18 protein-coding genes are annotated in these 19,130 nt (G+C 29.0%); 10 read left to right on the forward strand and 8 right to left on the reverse strand.

Annotation, left to right across the window (positions count from 1 at the left end; genetic code table 11):
• Positions 1-3 precede the first annotated feature (3 nt).
• From KV700_RS07610 to KV700_RS07620, 3 genes are all read right to left on the reverse strand, one after another.
• The gene (locus KV700_RS07610; protein WP_166387059.1) at positions 4-435 is read right to left on the reverse strand and encodes an OsmC family protein; all 432 of its coding nucleotides are present in this window, start codon (positions 433-435) and stop codon (positions 4-6) included.
• 134 nt (positions 436-569) lie between these two features.
• On the reverse strand, positions 570-1,595 hold the full coding sequence (locus KV700_RS07615) for an aminotransferase class I/II-fold pyridoxal phosphate-dependent enzyme (RefSeq protein WP_166387057.1): 1,026 nt from the start codon (positions 1,593-1,595) through the stop codon (positions 570-572).
• Between the two features lie 2 nt (positions 1,596-1,597).
• Positions 1,598-2,608, reverse strand: coding sequence for a dipeptide epimerase (locus tag KV700_RS07620; RefSeq protein WP_218599688.1), 1,011 nt, complete (start codon positions 2,606-2,608; stop codon positions 1,598-1,600).
• Positions 2,609-2,676: 68 nt separating this feature from the next.
• On the opposite strand from KV700_RS07620, the gene KV700_RS07625 reads away from it, so the two are divergent.
• A complete protein-coding gene (locus tag KV700_RS07625; protein ID WP_166387053.1) occupies positions 2,677-3,267 on the forward strand; it encodes a carboxymuconolactone decarboxylase family protein in 591 nt (196 codons plus the stop codon).
• 186 nt (positions 3,268-3,453) lie between these two features.
• The gene (locus tag KV700_RS07630; protein WP_166387051.1) at positions 3,454-4,467 is read left to right on the forward strand and encodes a helix-turn-helix domain-containing protein; all 1,014 of its coding nucleotides are present in this window, start codon (positions 3,454-3,456) and stop codon (positions 4,465-4,467) included.
• On the opposite strand, the gene KV700_RS07635 is transcribed toward KV700_RS07630, so the two are convergent.
• The gene (locus tag KV700_RS07635) at positions 4,435-5,007 is read right to left on the reverse strand and encodes a uracil-DNA glycosylase family protein (protein ID WP_218599689.1); all 573 of its coding nucleotides are present in this window, start codon (positions 5,005-5,007) and stop codon (positions 4,435-4,437) included. The genes KV700_RS07630 and KV700_RS07635 overlap by 33 nt on opposite strands.
• A 241-nt stretch (positions 5,008-5,248) precedes the next feature.
• Positions 5,249-5,590 (reverse strand): HopJ type III effector protein, encoded by a 342-nt coding sequence (locus KV700_RS07640; RefSeq protein ID WP_218599690.1) that lies wholly within the window; start codon positions 5,588-5,590, stop codon positions 5,249-5,251.
• Positions 5,591-5,887: 297 nt separating this feature from the next.
• Between KV700_RS07640 and KV700_RS07645 the strand changes: the two genes are divergently transcribed.
• Both KV700_RS07645 and KV700_RS07650 read left to right on the forward strand, forming a co-directional pair.
• Entirely contained in the window at positions 5,888-6,301 is a 414-nt protein-coding gene (locus tag KV700_RS07645; protein WP_218599691.1) for a hypothetical protein, read from the forward strand.
• A complete protein-coding gene (locus KV700_RS07650; RefSeq protein WP_218599692.1) occupies positions 6,302-6,499 on the forward strand; it encodes a helix-turn-helix transcriptional regulator in 198 nt (65 codons plus the stop codon).
• A 441-nt stretch (positions 6,500-6,940) separates the two neighbouring features.
• On the opposite strand, the gene rsmI is transcribed toward KV700_RS07650, so the two are convergent.
• Complete coding sequence (gene rsmI, locus KV700_RS07655) at positions 6,941-7,612, reverse strand: 16S rRNA (cytidine(1402)-2'-O)-methyltransferase (RefSeq protein WP_166387045.1); 672 nt, start codon at positions 7,610-7,612, stop codon at positions 6,941-6,943.
• Between the two features lie 155 nt (positions 7,613-7,767).
• Positions 7,768-8,949, reverse strand: coding sequence for a hypothetical protein (locus KV700_RS07660; RefSeq protein ID WP_218599693.1), 1,182 nt, complete (start codon positions 8,947-8,949; stop codon positions 7,768-7,770).
• A gap of 762 nt (positions 8,950-9,711) precedes the next feature.
• Here KV700_RS07660 and aspS point away from each other — a divergent pair.
• From aspS to KV700_RS07690, 6 genes are read left to right on the forward strand one after another with little or no spacing between them, the layout of a single operon-like run.
• Positions 9,712-11,466: an aspartate--tRNA ligase gene (gene aspS, locus KV700_RS07665; protein ID WP_218599694.1), complete on the forward strand. Its 1,755-nt coding sequence runs from the start codon at positions 9,712-9,714 to the stop codon at positions 11,464-11,466.
• Between the two features lie 47 nt (positions 11,467-11,513).
• Positions 11,514-12,221, forward strand: a complete 708-nt coding sequence (locus KV700_RS07670) for a DUF6503 family protein (protein WP_166387039.1) — start codon at positions 11,514-11,516, stop codon at positions 12,219-12,221.
• A gap of 47 nt (positions 12,222-12,268) precedes the next feature.
• Positions 12,269-14,740, forward strand: coding sequence for a DUF2339 domain-containing protein (locus tag KV700_RS07675; protein ID WP_218599695.1), 2,472 nt, complete (start codon positions 12,269-12,271; stop codon positions 14,738-14,740).
• A complete protein-coding gene (locus KV700_RS07680; RefSeq protein ID WP_218599696.1) occupies positions 14,709-15,953 on the forward strand; it encodes a hypothetical protein in 1,245 nt (414 codons plus the stop codon). Before KV700_RS07675 ends, KV700_RS07680 begins: the two co-directional genes overlap by 32 nt.
• Positions 15,954-15,985: 32 nt before the next feature.
• Positions 15,986-17,770, forward strand: a complete 1,785-nt coding sequence (locus tag KV700_RS07685) for a chloride channel protein (RefSeq protein WP_218599697.1) — start codon at positions 15,986-15,988, stop codon at positions 17,768-17,770.
• A gap of 41 nt (positions 17,771-17,811) precedes the next feature.
• The gene (locus KV700_RS07690; RefSeq protein WP_240914630.1) at positions 17,812-18,408 is read left to right on the forward strand and encodes a hypothetical protein; all 597 of its coding nucleotides are present in this window, start codon (positions 17,812-17,814) and stop codon (positions 18,406-18,408) included.
• Positions 18,409-18,596: 188 nt separating this feature from the next.
• On the opposite strand, the gene KV700_RS07695 is transcribed toward KV700_RS07690, so the two are convergent.
• A complete protein-coding gene (locus KV700_RS07695) occupies positions 18,597-19,130 on the reverse strand; it encodes a hypothetical protein (protein ID WP_218599698.1) in 534 nt (177 codons plus the stop codon).

Consider the following 19,130-nt stretch of genomic DNA (forward strand, 5'->3'; position numbering starts at 1 on the left):
CACTTAATTTTCAATTTTATGTAAATGAATTTCAATTTCTACCTCAGCAAATTGACGAAACATTTCCATAACACCACAGTATTTTGTTACCGATAAATTTACAGCTTTCTGAATTTTTTCTGGCTTTAAGTCTGTATCAGTAAAATGATAATCTACTTTTACTTTCTTATAAAATTTTGGGTGTTCTTCTGTTAATTCTGCAGTAATATCAATTTTAAAATCGGCAACCTCAGCACGCATTTTTGCTAACAAAGACACTACATCTAAACCAGAACAACCAGCTAATGATGCTAACATTAAAGCTTTTGGTCTATACCCTTTTCCTTCTCCTCCACTTTCTTCTCCTGCATCCATCGTTAAATTTAATCCACTCGGATTATCAGATTCGAATTGCATGTTTTCTTTCCAGGTAGTTTTTACAATATTTGTAGCCATATTAGATTGTATTATTATCGTTTTTTTATAAATTGAAATAGTAAATTGTGCTTGTTCTTACAAAAATAAGAAAACCCTTATAAGTTAAGGGATAAATTGAATAAATCTATTGAACGTAAAATACAAGACTTCATTTAATTAAAAATGAAACTTTTACATAAAAAATCTAACTGTTCTTTAGTATGATTTGCATTGAGAACTATTCTATTAAATTTCTTACTACTTGTAGCATAATAAAAAGAAGTAATTAAAATATTTTTATCCCATAAAATTTGTGCTATTTTTTCATCAGAATGAAAGAAAACAGGATACGTTTTATCAATAGTAATGGCTGTATTATTTTTTAATTGATCAAACATATACTCCATATTACTTTTCAGCTTTACTAATTGCCTTTTATAAATTTCTTGAGCATTTATAAAAACCTCTAAAAAAGCAGGACTCATACCAGCAGCCCCAATAAAAAGATTGTCTTTTTTAATAAGATTGATAAAACTTAAATCTCCAGCAATTACACCGCCATTAATACCAAAAGCCTTCCCTAAAGAAGAAGTAATAATCACTTTTATATTTTTACTCTTTGGCACTAAATTAGAAATTCCGTTTCCGTTTTCTCCTAAAACTCCTAAACTGTGCGATTCATCTATAACCAAATAAATAGTATTAGAACTGTCAATTTCATTTAAAAAATCAAAAGAAAACGGCGTTGTTTCAAATGCTGCAATTCCATCTAAAACAATACTTATTTTTTTGTTTTTAATTGATTTTAAAGAAGGATGTAATTCTAAGTTATTAAAAATAGGTAACGAATTTTCCGGTAAAATTGCCGGATGCGTTTTAGGCATAAAATAAAAAACATCTACAAACGTGTCTATTTTTTTTATAGCAAATTGTCCAGCTAAAGTTCCTGAAGAAACAGTTACAGCTGTTTCTGTTTGTAAAAAATTAGCCAAATAAGTTTCACCTTTTTCATAAACAGCTAATTTTATATTTGCTCCTCTAGAACTTCCGTATGAAACTCCCCATTTCTGAATTGCTTTAAAAACTAATTCCTGAAATTCGGGTAAAGTAGCAACTCCTAAATAAGAAGTTCCACTAAAATACAAGTATTCTTTTTCGTTTAAAGAAGCTGTTGTAGTTGGTGCTTTTTCTAATTGCATATTTATAATAATGAAGCACCAGTTCCATTCTCATCAGCATAAGAAATTACACCATTGTGTATGGTAATTCCTTTGGCAATATCTTTTTTTAACAACAAACCACCATCCATATCTACATAATCTAAAAGCGGTAATAAATGTGCAATTGCAGAAATACCTACGGTAGATTCCGTCATGCAACCAACCATTGTTTTTAAACCTAACTCTTTTGCTTTTTCTAACATTCTTTTACCTGGTGTTAGTCCTCCACATTTTGTCAACTTTACATTTACACCATGAAACAAACCAAAACATTTTTCTACATCACTTTCTACAATACAACTTTCATCTGCTATGATTGGTAAAGCAGAATTTTTGAATAATATTTTAGCCCCTTCAATATCATTTGCTTTTAAAGGTTGCTCTAAAAACTCTACACCTAATTCTTTTAATTTAAAAGAGTTTTCTATTGCTTGATCTGCTGTCCAACCACAATTGGCGTCAATTCTAAAAATTGCATCAGAATGTTTTCTTAATTCAGTTACTATTTCAATATCATTTTTAGTCCCTAATTTTATTTTATAAATTGGCCAAGGAAGTTCTTTCATCTTCGCTACCATTTTTTCAACAGAATCGATACCAATAGTATAATCTGTCATTGGATTTTTACCGATATTTAAACCCCAAATTTCATATAACTTTTTGTTTTGTTTACGAGCGTACAAATCATTAAAAGCCATATCTAAAGCACATAATGCAAACATATTTTTAGCAAATAACGGTTGCAATTTTCGCCAAAAATCAGCAGGTTTCTCGCCTGACAAAGATTCAATAAAAGCCAAGTTTTCTTGAATAATAGCCTTCATATTTGTAACCGTAATATTATAATAAGGGTTTGAAGTTGCTTCACCAAAACCAGAAAAACCATCTGAAATTAACTCTACAACTAAACTTGGTTGAAAATCATGAGACTCTCTAGATATTGTAAATGTGTGTTTTAATTGAAGATTATAAGAATGCAGTTTTATTTTCATTTTTTTACCGTTATATTTATCGTAAAGTTATAAAATAGAATTCTATAAATAAATTTAAAATCATAAATATGCCATTAGTTACCCCATTATCTTCAGAACACGACATGGAAACAAAAGAATTAGCACTATTCTTTAATGAAACCTTAGGTTTTTGTCCTAATTCTGTTTTAACAATGCAACGCAGACCCGCAATTTCTAAAGCTTTCATAAACTTAAACAAAGCAGTTATGGCTAATGAAGGTAGAGTAACATCTGCATTAAAAAGAATGATTGCTTGGGTTTCTAGTAATGCTACGGGTTGTAGATATTGCCAAGCCCACGCCATTAGAGCCGCAGAACGTTATGGCGCAGAACAAGAACAATTAGATAATATTTGGGAATACAAAACACATGCTGCTTTTTCTGATGCAGAACGAGCTGCCTTAGATTTTTCATTAGCTGCCTCTATGGTCCCTAATGCTGTTGATACAAAAATTAAAAATGAGTTATATAAATATTGGGATGAAGGTGAAATAGTAGAAATGTTAGGTGTTATTTCTCTTTTTGGATACTTAAATCGTTGGAATGATTCTATGGGAACAACACTAGAAAAAGATGCAATTGAAAGTGGAGATCAATATTTAGGAAAACATGGCTTTGAAGTAGGTAAACATCAATAAAAATAGTATATTTATTCTCAAAAAAATACCTCCTCATTTAGAATGAGAAGGTTAAAATAAATTATTAAGGTCCCCCAACCTCGTCAAATTTAACAATCAAAAATAATGAAATAAGATTACTCTAATATTGTATATTCTGCAAAATCTATTTTATTTTTTTGTATTATTTAAGTTTTAAATATCCCTATGAAAAAAGAACAAGAAAAATTATTTGACTTAATAAAACTAAAACTCCCCAAAAACGTTTCTTTTATAGACGAAATTTCGGATGTTTTAGATTTAAGTTATGATGCTGCTTACCGCAGAATTAAAGGAAAAACCCCCTTAAACCTAACAGAAACACTACAACTTTCTAACCATTACAATATTAGTTTAAACACATTATTGATTGAAACAAAAAATAATGCTCAAAAAATTGTTGTGGAAAAGACTCATCATATAATTTCAAATGATTTTTTACATGTCTTTTTTAAAGAAGCTGTAAAAGAAATTCAAAATTTATTAGAATCTAAAGAAGCGCTACTAATTAATTCACTTAAAGATTACCCTCTCTATCATGCGGGTAATAGTTATTTTGCTAAGTTTAGAATCTTCGCTTTAATAAATATGTCTACTAGCGATTCTAAGGTAAAAAAACTTCCTTTTTCTGAGTTTACTCCCTCTAAAGAAATTCTAAAAAATCATAATACTTTTTTAAGTAAATACAATAAGGTTGCTCTTATAGAAATTTGGAGTGACTCTACCATCGATAATATTTTAAATCAAATTCAATACTTTTTTGACGTTGGACTCACTACAAAAGAAGAATCTATAAAAATTGCGGATGGTTTAATAGACTCTCTGTTAATAATTGAAAAACAAGCAAAGAATCAAAAAAGAGACAAAAGCGAAAATAGTTATCATTTATACCATAACAACCTTGTTCCTCTATTAAACACGGTGCTTATGCAAACAAAAACTAATAAAAAAGTTTTTGTTCCTTATACCAATCTAAGTTACTTTAAGGTAAGTGATGAAAATACTACAAACCAAATTGAGCTACATTTAAAAACTCAATTAGAGTTTTCTAAAAACCTTTCTGGAGATGCTGCTGTAGATAGACAGAAATTCTTTAATACTCTTTCTCAAAAAATTGAAAATCGAAAAATAAAACTTTCTGCCACTTTTTTACATAATAATCTTTCTAACTCTGTTTTGTAAATTTGGAATTACATTTTTCTCAAACCAGGGGTTTTTAGTCAACCAAAAACGATTTCTGGGTGATGGATGCGGAAGTGTAAAATATTTAGGCAAATACTCTGGATAATTATCTACCGTTTCTGTAAGCGTTCTTTTGGCTTTGTCTTTTAGGTAATAGTTTTGTGCATACATTCCTATTAAAATTATCATTTTTAAGTTTGGCATTAATTCAAATAACTGCTGATGCCATTGTGGAGCACATTCTTTACGGGGCGGTTTATCACCACTTTTTCCTTTACCAGGATAACAAAACCCCATGGGCACAATTGCAAATTTTTCTACATCGTAAAAATCTTCATCAGAAACATTGAGCCACTTTCTTAATTGTTTTCCGCTTGCATCGTCCCAAGGAATCCCAGATTTATGAACCTTTGTTCCGGGTGCTTGACCAATAATTACAATTTTAGATTTTTTATGTGCAGTAACAACAGGGTTAGCTCCTAAATCTAAATGTGGCTCACAAATTTTACATTGTTTTATTTCTGATAAAAGGTGTTGCATTTTCTAAAAATACAGTTTTTTAACATACCAATAGGCGAAAGACAAGGAATCTCTCTTTTAAAGAAGATATAATTATTAATGAGATTTCTCAATCGCAAAAAAGTTCATTTCGAAATGACAAACTGAATGTAATTCTGAATGACAGAAGAAGAAGAAGAATCTAAAACGTAACAATACTATGAGATTTCTCAATCGCAAAAAAGCTCATTTCGAAATGACTTTCGAACTCTAAAAAAAACTCTTACTTGACCTCTAAAGCTTCACTTTCAAAAGACAAACCATCGAAACCAAACTTCATAAAATTTCTGATATTTTGATGAGAGTCTCCGTTTACATCTTCTAAAACATTTTTATAATGTTCTCCAAAGCAAAATAACGTTTCTTCTTTTGTCATTTTTTGAATTTTAGCAAATGCAAATAACTTACAAGAACCCGAGTTTTCTCCTGCCTTGTTTTTAATATCTCCGTTTGTAAAAGTAGTTGGAGTAAAATTATAGTTGTCTTCAATTACTTGCATGGTTTCTGCAAATAAGATTGAAGTTGGGTTTGCTTTTAGTTTTGTTATGAATTGTTGAATGATCATTAGTTTTTTTTTTAGATTTCAATAAAATAATAGATTACCGAAATGTTTTTAATTAAAATCAAAAATACTGCTAATTATATTCATAACAATTTAAAAAAAAGGCATCAATCTAAGCTTATCTAGGACCTTTTTTATAATTCTTTTTAAATTATGCTTCGACAAGCTCAGCAAGACATTTACATATAAATTGTTTTTATATATTATTAATTACAACAGAAACATCTAGTTAAAAATAAAGACATCTTTTATTTTCATAATGTAAAGTATTGTTTACATTTGTATAAAAATAATAGCTTTATGAAAATTAAAATGTTACCAAATTGGTGTAAGAAATTAGGATTATTAATATTTATTGTTGGTTTTACAATTTCTGGCTACAAGGATTTTATGTTAGGATTTACAGGAGAACTACCAAATGTTACAAAATTTAATTACTTTGAAAACTTACTTTCCAATTCAGCTATTCATTTTTTAGAGATTGCTTCAATTTTAGGTATGGTCATATATTTAATGTCTATGGAAAAAATAGAAGATGATTATATTAACAAATTACGATTAGAATCATTTCAATTAACATCTTTCATTGGATTAGCAATAACTATAATTTCTTATTCAATTTCTGAAGAGATAAAGTTAACTTTAGATTATTTTATTATTCTTTTCCTGTGGTTTTACCTCATAATTTTCGCACTTAAAAAACGCATTTACTAAATGAAAAACTTAATAAAAGTAGAACGTGCAAGGCATAATTTAACACAAGCTGATTTGGCAAAAAAGGTTGATGTTTCTAGACAAACTATTTATGCAATAGAAAATAATAAATTTAATCCGTCTGTAACTTTAGCTATTAAAATGGCGCGTCTTTTTAATGTGACAGTAGAGTATTTATTTGATATTGAAGAGGATTAATAACTAGTAAGCATCAAAATGATCGACTAAATTCGTTTGATATAATAATTCCTTTTTTATTTAAACAATAATCAAAACCTCAGCTTTTGGCTGATAATTTAATAAAAATGATAAATCTTTTTTTACTTTTAATTATTTGGTTTCTAGAAATAATTTGGTTGATTCTATAGAAATAAGCAACACCCTTTTTAGATAAAGACCATAGTACAAAATGAACCTTTAGATTCTAGACTTCACAAGAATAATAAATAGTTTTGTTTAGTTTACTTTTCTATTATTTGTGAAGCATAAAAAATGTCTCTCAAAATTATTCAGTTTATAGATTTCTCAATCGTTAAAACTCACTTAGAAACGCTATTTTTAATAGTAATAAAAAGTGGCTAAATTTTCAAAGACCTCACAGGTTTTTAAAATCTGTGAGGTCTAATATGAGTAAAGAAGTTACTTCTTCCCTTCTACAATTACAACAATTTCCCCTTTTGGTGGCTTATTTGTATAATGTGCTAAAACTTCTGTTGCAGTTCCTCTAATCGTTTCTTCAAACATTTTAGTGAGTTCTCTTGATACAGAGACTTGTCTGTCGGCACCAAAATATTCTACAAAATGCCCCAATGTTTTAATCAATTTATGCGGAGATTCGTAAAATATGATAGTTCTTGTTTCTTCTGCTAATAATAAAAAACGGGTTTGTCTTCCTTTTTTAACAGGCAAAAAACCTTCAAAAACAAACTTATCATTTGGCAAACCAGAGTTTACCAATGCAGGTACAAATGCTGTTGCACCAGGTAAACAATCTACTTCTATATTATTTTCTACACAGGCTCTGGTTAATAAAAAACCAGGATCGGAAATTGCAGGTGTTCCAGCATCGGAAATTAAGGCACAGGTTTCTCCATTTTTAATTCTTTGTACAATTCCTTTTACAGACTTATGCTCATTATGCATATGATGACTGTGCATTTGTGTTTCAATCTCAAAATGTTTTAAGAGTTTACCGCTTGTACGGGTATCTTCTGCTAAAATAAAATCTACTTCTTTTAGAATTCTAATGGCTCTAAAAGTCATGTCTTCTAAATTACCTATTGGTGTTGGGACTAAATATAATTTACTCATTTTTCGGATTTCAAGTTTCAAATTTAAGCTTTCAAGTTGGACTCAAAAACAAATAGTTGAATTTAAATAGAATTTACAAAAATATTTATAATCACATTATCCGTATATTTAATAAAACTAGTTCAAACAATAAAAAAAGAAACTATCTTTTGCACTTACTTTAATGCTACCAACTCCAGTATTAGATAATCTAATTTATCAAAAATAGTTATGTTTTCTCTAATTACTTTCGCATAAACACCTGGTTTATCTATAATCATCCAATATTTAAATTTTACTTCTCCATAAAAACCTTCTACCACTTTGCATTCAAATTCGCCTGCGATTACTTTAATCGTCTCCGTTGTAATTACTCTAAACGGACCAAGTTTTTCTTGAGGAAAAAAATCATTACTCCTATTTAAAAGTCCTCCTTTAAAACTTTCAGAGCCTTTTAGAGTATCTTTTTCATTAATGACTAAATTATTTAGAGTGATACTTTTTCTTTCTTTATTTATGGTAATTTTAGTCAATAAAGTATCTATTTTAAAATCTGTTGTGTTTTGTATTAACCGGCTTTGTTTATACTTTAAATAGTTTACATGTTCTAGTTTTATTAATAAAGAATCAAAATCTGACCAAGGAGAATTTTCGTTAGGTCTTGCCGGAAAATTATCAATATTAAAAGTTAAACGCTCTAAAGTGGTAGATGAAACTTCTTTTTTAGCTATGATTTCTTTTCCATTTATATTTAGTACAAATGCTTTTTCTGATTGCTCTTTTAGCATACTTTTTCCATTTAATAATTTTGACTCACCTATAAAAATTATAGATTTTTCGTTAGAATTGTACATCCAAGTTCCGTTAGTTGTAGATTTTATACCATCTCTTGAAGAAATTGTTGTTATCGAAAAAGTATCTGGTAGTTCCATTTTTAGTAATTGAATACTATCAAAATCACTTTCTAATTGCCAAACTCCTTTTAATTTTGACATTGCATTTTCTTTCGCAATGTTATTTAGATCTAATTTTAAATAGGTTGTTTTTACACCCTCTTTTTCTAATACCATTTCTTTATTAGTACTACTTACTATTTCATTGACACCATTAAAATCTTTTTCAACATTAGATCTCATCTCTATTTCATTACCTCTACTATTATAACGCCAAGCAGCAATTAACACTCCTTTCATCATAACTCTTCCCCTATCAGAGAACTCAATAATTTTAAATAAATGTTTAGTATTGGTTGGTGACTCTACTTTAGTTATAAGCCAATTACCAACAATATTTGATTTTTGTGCGTTTATAGAATAACTGCACAGAATAATTAAAAATGTAATAACTAATTTTCTCATGAGATGCTATTTTTAAAGTGTTATACTTTCTTTTTTTCCCATTCAGACCCTCTTGTTCGTATTAGTAATCTCAATACATACGAAACATTTATTTTAGTCTGAAATTTTCATTTTTTTTAATCCATTAAGGTAATAATTCTCAACCAAACTCTTACCTTAATTCTATTAAAATCTTATTTTCAACACTTTACACCTCTGCTCTCAAGTCTTTAATTACGTTAGTTTCTAAATTGAATTCTACTTCTTAAGGTTTCTTTTCTTATCAATATAATTTTTAATCTTACAAAACACATCGTCTGTATAATCGTTTTACCAATACATGTCGATGACATTTAAACACATAAAAAATGATGGCAAAGTTTTATATTCAATTGTTTCTATTGGAAGAAAAGCCTTCATCTAAGGATAATTTTATTTCCGCTACTTTTTATTAAATATTATAGATTTCTATTAGTAAAACGCTCTATTGACTATAAAAAACACCGATATACTATCTATTTAATGAGCATTAGACGGATTTTGCGTTACCGATTGCAGTACTTCCACTACGCTCAGTATAAAATAATGTTTGAGCTCTTTTTTATTCTTTTTCGGAATAAAAAAAGCGAGTGCGGAAAGCGGGGCATTTCTCTTTAGAAATGAACGCCCAAAAAACTCATATTCACTAGAAAATGATTATTTTTGCAGCTTGAAAGATCCTGAAATAAATTCAGGATGACAGTTTTAAAGATTTCCGTTTTAGGAAGCTAATTTTAATAGAAAATGTATAGAAGTCATTCTTGTGGCGAGTTAAACGCATCGCATATAAATACAGAAGTTACCTTAGCGGGTTGGGTACAGAAAAGCCGTGATAAAGGCTTTATGATTTGGGTAGATTTACGTGATAGATACGGAATTACGCAATTAATGTTTGATGAAGAGCGTACGCCAAAAGAAATGATGGACAAAGCAAAATCTCTTGGTAGAGAATTTGTGATTCAGGTTACAGGAACCGTTATTGAGCGTGAGTCTAAAAACGATAAAATGGCTACTGGTGCCGTTGAATTGTTGGTTTCTAAATTAGAAATCTTAAATGCATCTATTACCCCACCTTTTACAATTGAAGATAAAACGGACGGTGGTGAAGACATTAGAATGAAGTACAGATACTTAGACATTAGAAGAAATCCTGTTAAAGACAGTTTAATCTTTCGTCATAAAGTAGCAATGGAAGTGCGTAAATACTTGTCTAACCAAGAATTTATTGAAGTTGAAACGCCTTATTTAATAAAATCTACGCCAGAAGGTGCTAGAGATTTTGTGGTGCCTTCTCGTATGAATGAAGGTCAGTTTTATGCATTACCACAATCTCCACAGACCTTTAAACAATTGTTGATGGTTGGTGGAATGGATAAATATTTTCAGATTGTAAAATGCTTTAGAGATGAAGATTTACGTGCAGACAGACAGCCAGAGTTTACACAAATTGACTGTGAAATGGCGTTTGTGGAGCAAGAAGATATTTTAAATATTTTTGAAGGATTAACGCGTCACTTACTAAAGGAAGTAAATAATGTTGAGGTGGAGAAATTCCCAAGAATGTTATATGACGATGCCATGAAATTGTATGGAAATGACAAACCAGATATCCGTTTTGGTATGGAGTTTGGCGAGTTAAATGCAGTTACACAACATAAAGATTTTGGTGTTTTTAATAGCGCAGAATTAGTGGTTGGTATTGCTGTACCTGGTGGAAACGCATATACAAGAAAAGAAATAGACAATATTATTAAGTGGGTAAAACGTCCGCAAGTTGGTGCTTTAGGTATGATTTATGCTCGTGTAAACGAAGATGGATCTTTTAAATCTTCTGTAGATAAATTCTACGACCAAGAAGATTTAGCAAAATGGGCAGAAATTACGGGTGCAAAACCTGGTGATTTAGTGTGTGTTTTATCTGGTGATACCAATAAAGTAAGAGCACAATTATCTGCTTTACGTATGGAATTGGCAACACGTTTAGGTTTGAGAGATCCTAAAGTATTTGCGCCGCTTTGGGTAATTGACTTTCCTTTATTAGAATTAGATGAAGAAACTGGGCATTACCACGCAATGCATCATCCGTTTACTTCGCCAAAACCTGGGCAAATGGAATTGTTAAACACAGACCCAGGAGCTGTGAAAGCAAATGCCTACGATTTGGTGTTAAACGGAAATGAAATTGGTGGTGGTTCTATTAGAATTCACGACAAGCAAATGCAAGCAACCATGTTGAAACATTTAGGTTTTTCTGAGGAAGATGCAAAAGCACAATTTGGTTTCTTAATGGATGCTTTTGAATATGGTGCGCCTCCTCACGGTGGATTGGCTTTTGGGTTGGATAGATTGGTTGCTATTTTAGGCGGACAAGAAACAATTAGAGATTTTATTGCATTCCCGAAAAATAATTCTGGACGTGATGTTATGATAGATGCACCTGCATTTATAGATGATGAACAGCTAAAAGAGCTTAGTCTTCGCTTAGATATAAAGGCATAAAATTTTTAAATCCCGCTTTTGCGGGATTTTTTATTACTTTTAAGATTATGAAAAACTTTCTTTGCTTTATCCTCTTTTTTAACTCTGTAGTTTCTTTTTCTCAAGAATTAACTGGTAATGAATTGTTAGAAAAATCAATTCAGTTTCATGACCCAAATAATAATTGGGCTACTTTTAATGGTGAATTATCTGTTATTATGGAAATTCCTAAGAAGTCTCCAAGAAAAAGTGTTATCAAAATTAATTTACCCGAAGAATATTTTTATGTAAAGGCAATTAGAGATACGATTACTACTGAATATACGGTAAAAAAAACCACTTCTAGCTTTACTTTTAATGGTGATAGCAATCCATCCGAAGAAACTAGAAAGAAATTTAATTTGAATGCCGAACGCGCAAACATGTATAAAAACTATTATACCTATTTGTATGGTTTACCTATGAAATTGAAAGATGAAGGAACAATTATTGATAAAAAAGTAGCACAAAAAATATTTAAAGGAAAAGACTATTTGGTTTTAAAAGCTACCTACAATAAAGAAGTTGGTAAAGATACTTGGTACTTTTACTTTGATCCAGAAACATATGCTATGGAAGTGTATCAGTTTTTTAAAGACACAAAAAATAGCGGAGAATACATTTTACTTTCTGGTTTAGAAACTATAAATGGAGTGAAAATGCCAAAAAATAGAGCTTGGTACTATAATAAAGATAATGGTTATTTAGGAACCGATATTTTATCTTCACAAAAATAAATGCAAGACATTACTTTATTCTAATTCTAAAAAAAACGCTGCTAACTATGGAAATAGTATTACTCATTTTTATCATTATTTATCTTCTAATTACAAACAAAAACATTAGTTCTAAATTGAAAGATTTACAGACTTCTGTTTTTCAATTAGATGATAAATTACGACACTTACAGCAAAAATCAACTTCTAAAGAAGAAATATTAAAAACTAAAAGCGAACCTGTTTCTCAAAAAGAAACGAAACCTTTAACTAAAACAGAACCAATAGTTATTGCAAAAGAAGAGCCTATTATTTTTGTTTCTGACATACCTGAAGTAGTAAAACCAATCCTTAATACGGATACTAAAGTAACACCAATAATTGCTGATAAAAAAACAATTTTTAAAGAAGAGGAAAAGAAAGAAAAAGCGATTCCTAAAAAATCTTGGATAGCAGCTTTTAAAGAAAAAAACCCAGATTTAGAGAAGTTTATTGGAGAGAACTTAATTAACAAAATAGGAGTTTTAATTCTTGTTTTAGGAATTAGTTTCTTTGTGAAATTTGCTATTGATAAAGATTGGATTAACGAACCTGCAAGAGTAGGAATTGGTGTTTTATGTGGTTCTCTAATAATGATGATTGCTCATAAATTAAAGAAAAATTACGCTTCCTTTAGCTCTGTTTTAGTAGCCGGAGCCATTAGTGTTTTTTACCTTACTATCTATATTGCTTTTCATGAATATCAATTATTTAGCCAGACAGTTGCTTTTTCTATTATGGCAGTAATAACGGCTTTTAGTGCCTTGGTTTCCGTTTCTTACAACAGACAAGAATTGGCTATTTTATCTTTAATTGGTGGTTTTGCAGCTCCTTTTATGTTAAGTACTGGCGAAGGAAATTATGTGGTATTATTTAGTTACATTGCTATTTTAAATTTAGGAATCCTTGCCATCTCATACTTTAAAAAATGGAAAATAGCAACGATTGTAGATTTTGCTTTTACCATTATTCTATTTGGTGGTTGGTGTCTATTAAATATAGATAAAGATAGTTTTGAGCATAATGGTGCTTTAACTTTTGCTACCATTTTTTACTTTATTTTTAGTCTTACTATTGTTTTAAATAACTTAAAAAATAAAGGTGTATTTTCTAAAATTGAATATTTTATTTTAATAGCAAACACGTTTGTTTTCTTCGGAATTGGCATGGTAATTCTTAAAGATTTGGAATCTAATTTTACAGGGTTATTCACATTATTATTAGCAGTTTATAATGTAGCTTATGCAACTACCTTATACAAGAAATTTGGATTAGACAAAAATGCTATTTACATTCTAATTGGTTTGGCTTTAACTTTTGTTACGTTAACCATCCCTATTCAATTTAAAGGAAACCAGATAACTCTTTTCTGGGCTGCAGAAGTAGTTTTACTATTTTGGTTGTCTAAAAAATCTAAAATTGAATCTTTTAAACTAGGTGCCATCATAGTACAAGTTTTATCTATTATTAGCTTACTGTTAGATTGGGAATTGTACGCGTATTCAGAAGAATTATCTGTAATTTTTAATCCGTTATTTATTGCTGGTTTAGTAGTAAGTATTTCTCTATTGGTAACCTATTGGTTATTAAAAAAAGAAGGAAATATGGTCACTAAATATTTTACATTAAGCATAAAGGTTTACAGAACCATTGTTTTAATTGCATTTGTATTAGTCGCTTATTTTACTGGTGCTTTAGAAACGAATTATCAGGCACATCAATTTTTAGAGAACACTGCATCGTCCCTATCTTTTCCTGTTACGTATCATTTTGTATTTATTGCAATTTTATTATTCTTTACAGAAAAATTGAAGCATAAAAATATAGAAAAAGTAGTTTTATTAATCAGTTGTATTTCAATTTTCGCTTATATAGGGTACTTCTATAAATTGCCTACAGATGAAATTGCAGAAAACTTAGCATTATCAATACATAGTAATTATGCATTCTATTTTCATTATATAATTTTAGCATGTCTTATTTATTTTGGATTTCAATTATTTAAAAAGACCACGACTCTTTTTAATATAAAACCGAAACAAAGTAAATGGCTGCCTTGGGTATTTGTCTTTGCTATTGTTTATACATTAAGTAACGAAGTGATGGTACATGGAGTTCATTTTTCTGATAATTCTTCCATTGTTTCTGAATTAGCTGCACAAACAAATAATTACTCAAAATACGATCTTATAGAAAACAAAATAGACGCAGTACAAGACCAAATAATTAAAATTGGGTATCCTATTTTATGGGGAATTTTCTCTTTTATATTTTTAATTATAGGTATTAAAAAACAGTGGAAAAACTTACGAATTATTGCACTTTCTTTATTAGGAATAACCATTATAAAACTATTTGCATACGATATTAAAAATGCTTCCGAAACAGGGAAAATAGTCGCCTTTATGTTATTAGGTGTTTTAATATTGATTATTTCGTTTGTGTATCAGAAAATTAAAAAATTAGTAAATGACAAAACTCAAGAAGATGAAGAAATATAGCTTTTTAATCGTTTTTTTTATCGGACTAACTTGTTTTAGTCAAAATTATAAAGGCTCTTTAAATAGTGTAGAAAAAGAGGGTTTACATAAAATAATGTTGACTCCAGAAATTAGGTCTGCAAGTAGAGATAATTTTAATTTTATCAGAATAAAAGATAGCGCAAACAAAGAAGTGCCTTATGTTTTAAAATATCATTCAGATCAATTATTTTCTACTTTTGTGCCGATAAAAATTTTATCAAACAAAAGAATTAAAGATTCTGTAACTTCTGTTATTATAGAAAATAAAGCAACTGAAAAACTAACAAGTCTTATTTTAAGAATTGCAAATGCAGATATTTCTAAAAGATATCACCTTCTAGGAAGTAATGATGCTAAAAATTGGTTTGGTATTACCGCTAACAATATTCTTTATCTTAATAATTCTGCTCAAAAATCATCTGTAGAAAAAAGAATAAATTTTCCAACAACTACGTATCAATTTTTAAAAATAGAATTTAATGATAAAAATTCTTTACCAATAAATATTTTGGATGCTGGTAAATATATCAACAACTATTTTTCTGAAGATCCAATAACCATCAAAAACTATAAACAAGAAATTACGGAATTAAAAGACAGCAAAATAACTCAAATAAAATTTATTGCTAATAATTCTCATCAAATTAACAGTATTTCTATTGATGTTAACACTGCTTTTTTTCTACGTAATGCAAAGCTAATTATAAATAAAGAACGTAAGATAAAAAAGAGAGTAGAAACTTATCAGCAAGTAGTTGCTAACTTTCAGTTAAGTTCTAAAATAGAAAATACTTTTTTCTTAAATAATTTAAATGAAAAAGAATTTATTATAGAAATCGAAAACAAAGACAATCCTAGTTTAAAAATAACAAACATTACCTTATTACAAAAACCAGTTTATATTATATCTAATTTAAAAAAGAAGCAGCAATATCAATTAATAATAGATACTACTTTTTCTAAACCTTCTTATGATTTAGGTAATTTTATATCAGAAAAAACATCAATAATAGAAGAAGAAGTATCCGTAAATAATTTTATTAAAACGAAAGCAACACCTGTAATTATAAAAGAGAAACCTTTTTGGGAAACGGCTGTTTTTATGTGGGTTTGTATTATTTTTGTAGGCGTATTAATAACCTACTTTGCGTTAGACTTATTGAAGGATGTAAAGCATCAAGAAAAAAAATAATTTTATACTATAATTTCTTATCGATAAAACAAGTGCCAACAACAAAAAAAATATACAGAAAAATATTAATTTGGAGATATAAATACATCTCTGAAAAACAATTTATACACATACTTAGCATCCTTGTTGGTTTTTTAGCCGGTTTTGGAGCTGTTATTTTAAAAAATTTAACACACTTTTTTCAACATCTTTTAGAAGGAAATTTAGTAAGAGATTATTACCATGCTTTTTACTTTGTTTTCCCTATTATTGGTTTAACAATTGTATACTTTATTATAAAATATGTAATTAGAAACAAAGTAAGTCACGGTATTCCTTCTACGCTATATGCTATTTCTAAGAGAAAAGGAATTATGAAACGCTTTCAAATGTTTGGTTCTATTTTAACAGCTCCTATTACTGTTGGTTTTGGTGGTTCTGTAGGACTAGAAGGACCTACTGTTGCAACAGGTGCGGCAATTAGTTCTAATGTTGCCAGATTATTTCATTTAAACCAAACATCAAGAACCTTATTAATTGGTTGTGCTTCTGCTGGTGCCCTTTCCGCTATTTTTAAAGCACCTATTGCTGCTATTATTTTTGCTATAGAGGTTTTTAGTTTAGACTTAACAATTGCTTCTATGATGCCTTTACTTTTGGCTTCTTTATCTGCAATTATTACTTCTAGATTCTTTTTTGGGTCAGATGTCTTACTTCCGTTTAAAATAGAAGATGCTTTTACCATAAACAACATTCCTTTTTACCTTATTTTGGCTACTGCAACCGGTTTAGGTTCTATCTATTTTACAGAGGTTTATGATAGAATTCAGAACCTTTTTGATAAAATAGATTCTCCAATAAAACGCTTATTAGTTGGTGGTATTGGTTTAGGGGGATTAATTTTTTTAATTCCGCCTTTATATGGAGAAGGCTTTGAAGTCATTAATAATTTAATTGCGGGTAACCCAGAAGAAGCTCTAAAAAACAACTTTATGAACTTAGATTTATCTAATGTTTGGGTTGTTATTATGTTATTAATTGGCTTAGTTTTATTTAAAGTGATTGCAAGTGCTTTAACATTTGGAGCTGGTGGAGTTGGTGGTATTTTTGCACCTACTTTATTTATGGGAAGTCTTTTAGGAAATTGTGTTGCTAAAATAATTAATACAACTGGCCTGTCTAGTGTTTCTGAAAGCAATTTTACCTTAGTAGGAATGGCTGGTTTAATGGCCGGAGTACTACACGCCCCCTTAACGGCTATCTTTTTAATTGCTGAATTAACCGGTGGTTATGAACTTTTTATTCCGTTAATGTTAACAGCTACAATTTCTTACCTGATCGCTAAATTTGTACATCCGTATTCTGTATATGCAATGCAATTAGGTAGAAAAGGAGAATTAATTACACATAACAAAGACCATGCTGTATTAACGTTAATGGATATTGATAGAGTTATTGAAAATAATTTTGTACCTGTTTATTCAGATATGGATTTAGAAAGTATGATTAAACAAGCAGTTGTAAAATCTAACAGAAATATTTTTCCGGTGATAAGTAAAAACACCAATAAACTAACCGGTATTATTTTTCTAGACGATTTAAGACCAATTATGTTTGACCAAACCTTATATAAAACAATTTTTGCAAGAGATATTATGCAACATCCACCAGAAATAATTATAATAGGTCTTGATAAAATGACTGATATTATGAGGAAATTTAAAGAAAGCGGAGCTTGGAATTTACCTGTTGTTAAAGAAGGAAAATACATTGGTTTTATCTCAAAATCTAAATTATTAACAGCTTATAGAAATAAGCTAATTGAAGTTACAGCATAAAGCTATAGAAGAAAATGAGGAGAAATAGTTTTTCAACAAATATGAGAATAAAATCTACCAAAGAGTTAGAATCAATTCTCGAAGAAAAAGATATATATACAGAAGAAGCCTTACAAGCCGTTACTTGGGAATTAGAAGATAGAAACATATTAGAAAAACCAATCGTAGTTATAGATGATACGTCTACAGAAAACACCCTATCTGAAACGCCAATTTATAAAGAAAAAATAGAAAGTAATAAAAGTCCTTTTGAAGAACTAGAAGTACCTCTTTTATATTCTAAAAATGCCATACTAGGTTTTACCATTTTCTTTTCCACCATATTTGGTGCTGTTTTATTGATGCAAAACTTAAAAGAAATGAACAAACCAAAAGTAAGGAATCAAGTACTTATTTTTGGAATATTATATACCATTTGCTCTACCATACTTTTAAACTATTTACCCAAATCTTTTTTTACAACTTTAATATTGAATATTATTGGGTATACCGTGTTGTCTGAATATTTTTGGAATACCCATTTAGGAAAAAATTTAGTCCATAAAAATAAACAAATATGGAAAATATTAGGTATTTCAATACTTATTGTATTTGCCCTTATTTTCTTTCTTTTTTTAACTCAAAATTTAGAGCAATAGTTTTTACACCTATATAATTCTTGCTTTTTGTGGCACAATATATCTAGGCAAAAAACATATAGAAGAATTTTAAATTCAGTATACAGTTGCTGTTATTAATTACGCAAAGGACTTAGAAGATTCTATAAAAAAATAGCGACGAATACTTGGTTTTGTTATAATAAAATTTGCATTAGAAACCTGTAAAACTAACTCCAAGGTTCTTCATTAGGCTCTAATTGCTTCTGACTAGGCATAATTCTTTTAGAGCCTTGTTCAGTTTCCCCTATTTTTAAACAAGAAAATAATAAGAAACAAATCGCTAAATCATTTTTATCTAAAAGTTGTAACTTAATACTGTCTTTAAAATCATTATCAGAAAAAGATTCATCAATTTCTGCAATTTTTTCTCCGTTTTTTAGAATAGATATTTTCTTTTTAAAATGAATATTCGTTTCATAAGTAACCTCATCAACATCTATAGAAAAGATGGTTTTTCTATTGTTCTGAGAAATTAATTCGGTTAAAACGTCCTGACTATTCTTTATGGTAAACACCATTTTCCATTTCCAAAATTGAAATTGTTTGGTAATCTTATAAATTATTTTATCGTCTAAATTAAAAACCTCAGAACCAAATTTCCCAAAATCCATAAACCACTTAGAAGTGTATAATTTTTCTTCAGATGAAAAAAGATCTAAAGTATTATTAAAGTGTTTTATTTTATATAAATGAGTATTCAT

The organism is Polaribacter sp. NJDZ03 (assembly GCF_019263805.1).
Lineage (GTDB): Bacteria > Bacteroidota > Bacteroidia > Flavobacteriales > Flavobacteriaceae > Polaribacter.

What these genes read in the sequence shown, in the direction of transcription:
- KV700_RS07610 (WP_166387059.1), bottom strand. Translation starts at nt 435, where the DNA reads ATGGCTACAAATATTGTAAAAACTACCTGGAAAGAAAACATGCAATTC.
- KV700_RS07615 (WP_166387057.1), bottom strand. Translation starts at nt 1,595, where the DNA reads ATGCAATTAGAAAAAGCACCAACTACAACAGCTTCTTTAAACGAAAAA.
- KV700_RS07620 (WP_218599688.1), bottom strand. Translation starts at nt 2,608, where the DNA reads ATGAAAATAAAACTGCATTCTTATAATCTTCAATTAAAACACACATTT.
- KV700_RS07625 (WP_166387053.1), top strand. Translation starts at nt 2,677, where the DNA reads ATGCCATTAGTTACCCCATTATCTTCAGAACACGACATGGAAACAAAA.
- KV700_RS07630 (WP_166387051.1), top strand. Translation starts at nt 3,454, where the DNA reads ATGAAAAAAGAACAAGAAAAATTATTTGACTTAATAAAACTAAAACTC.
- KV700_RS07635 (WP_218599689.1), bottom strand. Translation starts at nt 5,007, where the DNA reads ATGCAACACCTTTTATCAGAAATAAAACAATGTAAAATTTGTGAGCCA.
- KV700_RS07640 (WP_218599690.1), bottom strand. Translation starts at nt 5,590, where the DNA reads ATGATCATTCAACAATTCATAACAAAACTAAAAGCAAACCCAACTTCA.
- KV700_RS07645 (WP_218599691.1), top strand. Translation starts at nt 5,888, where the DNA reads ATGAAAATTAAAATGTTACCAAATTGGTGTAAGAAATTAGGATTATTA.
- KV700_RS07650 (WP_218599692.1), top strand. Translation starts at nt 6,302, where the DNA reads ATGAAAAACTTAATAAAAGTAGAACGTGCAAGGCATAATTTAACACAA.
- rsmI (WP_166387045.1), bottom strand. Translation starts at nt 7,612, where the DNA reads ATGAGTAAATTATATTTAGTCCCAACACCAATAGGTAATTTAGAAGAC.
- KV700_RS07660 (WP_218599693.1), bottom strand. Translation starts at nt 8,949, where the DNA reads ATGAGAAAATTAGTTATTACATTTTTAATTATTCTGTGCAGTTATTCT.
- aspS (WP_218599694.1), top strand. Translation starts at nt 9,712, where the DNA reads ATGTATAGAAGTCATTCTTGTGGCGAGTTAAACGCATCGCATATAAAT.
- KV700_RS07670 (WP_166387039.1), top strand. Translation starts at nt 11,514, where the DNA reads ATGAAAAACTTTCTTTGCTTTATCCTCTTTTTTAACTCTGTAGTTTCT.
- KV700_RS07675 (WP_218599695.1), top strand. Translation starts at nt 12,269, where the DNA reads ATGGAAATAGTATTACTCATTTTTATCATTATTTATCTTCTAATTACA.
- KV700_RS07680 (WP_218599696.1), top strand. Translation starts at nt 14,709, where the DNA reads ATGACAAAACTCAAGAAGATGAAGAAATATAGCTTTTTAATCGTTTTT.
- KV700_RS07690 (WP_240914630.1), top strand. Translation starts at nt 17,812, where the DNA reads ATGAGAATAAAATCTACCAAAGAGTTAGAATCAATTCTCGAAGAAAAA.
- KV700_RS07695 (WP_218599698.1), bottom strand. Translation starts at nt 19,130, where the DNA reads ATGAATACTCATTTATATAAAATAAAACACTTTAATAATACTTTAGAT.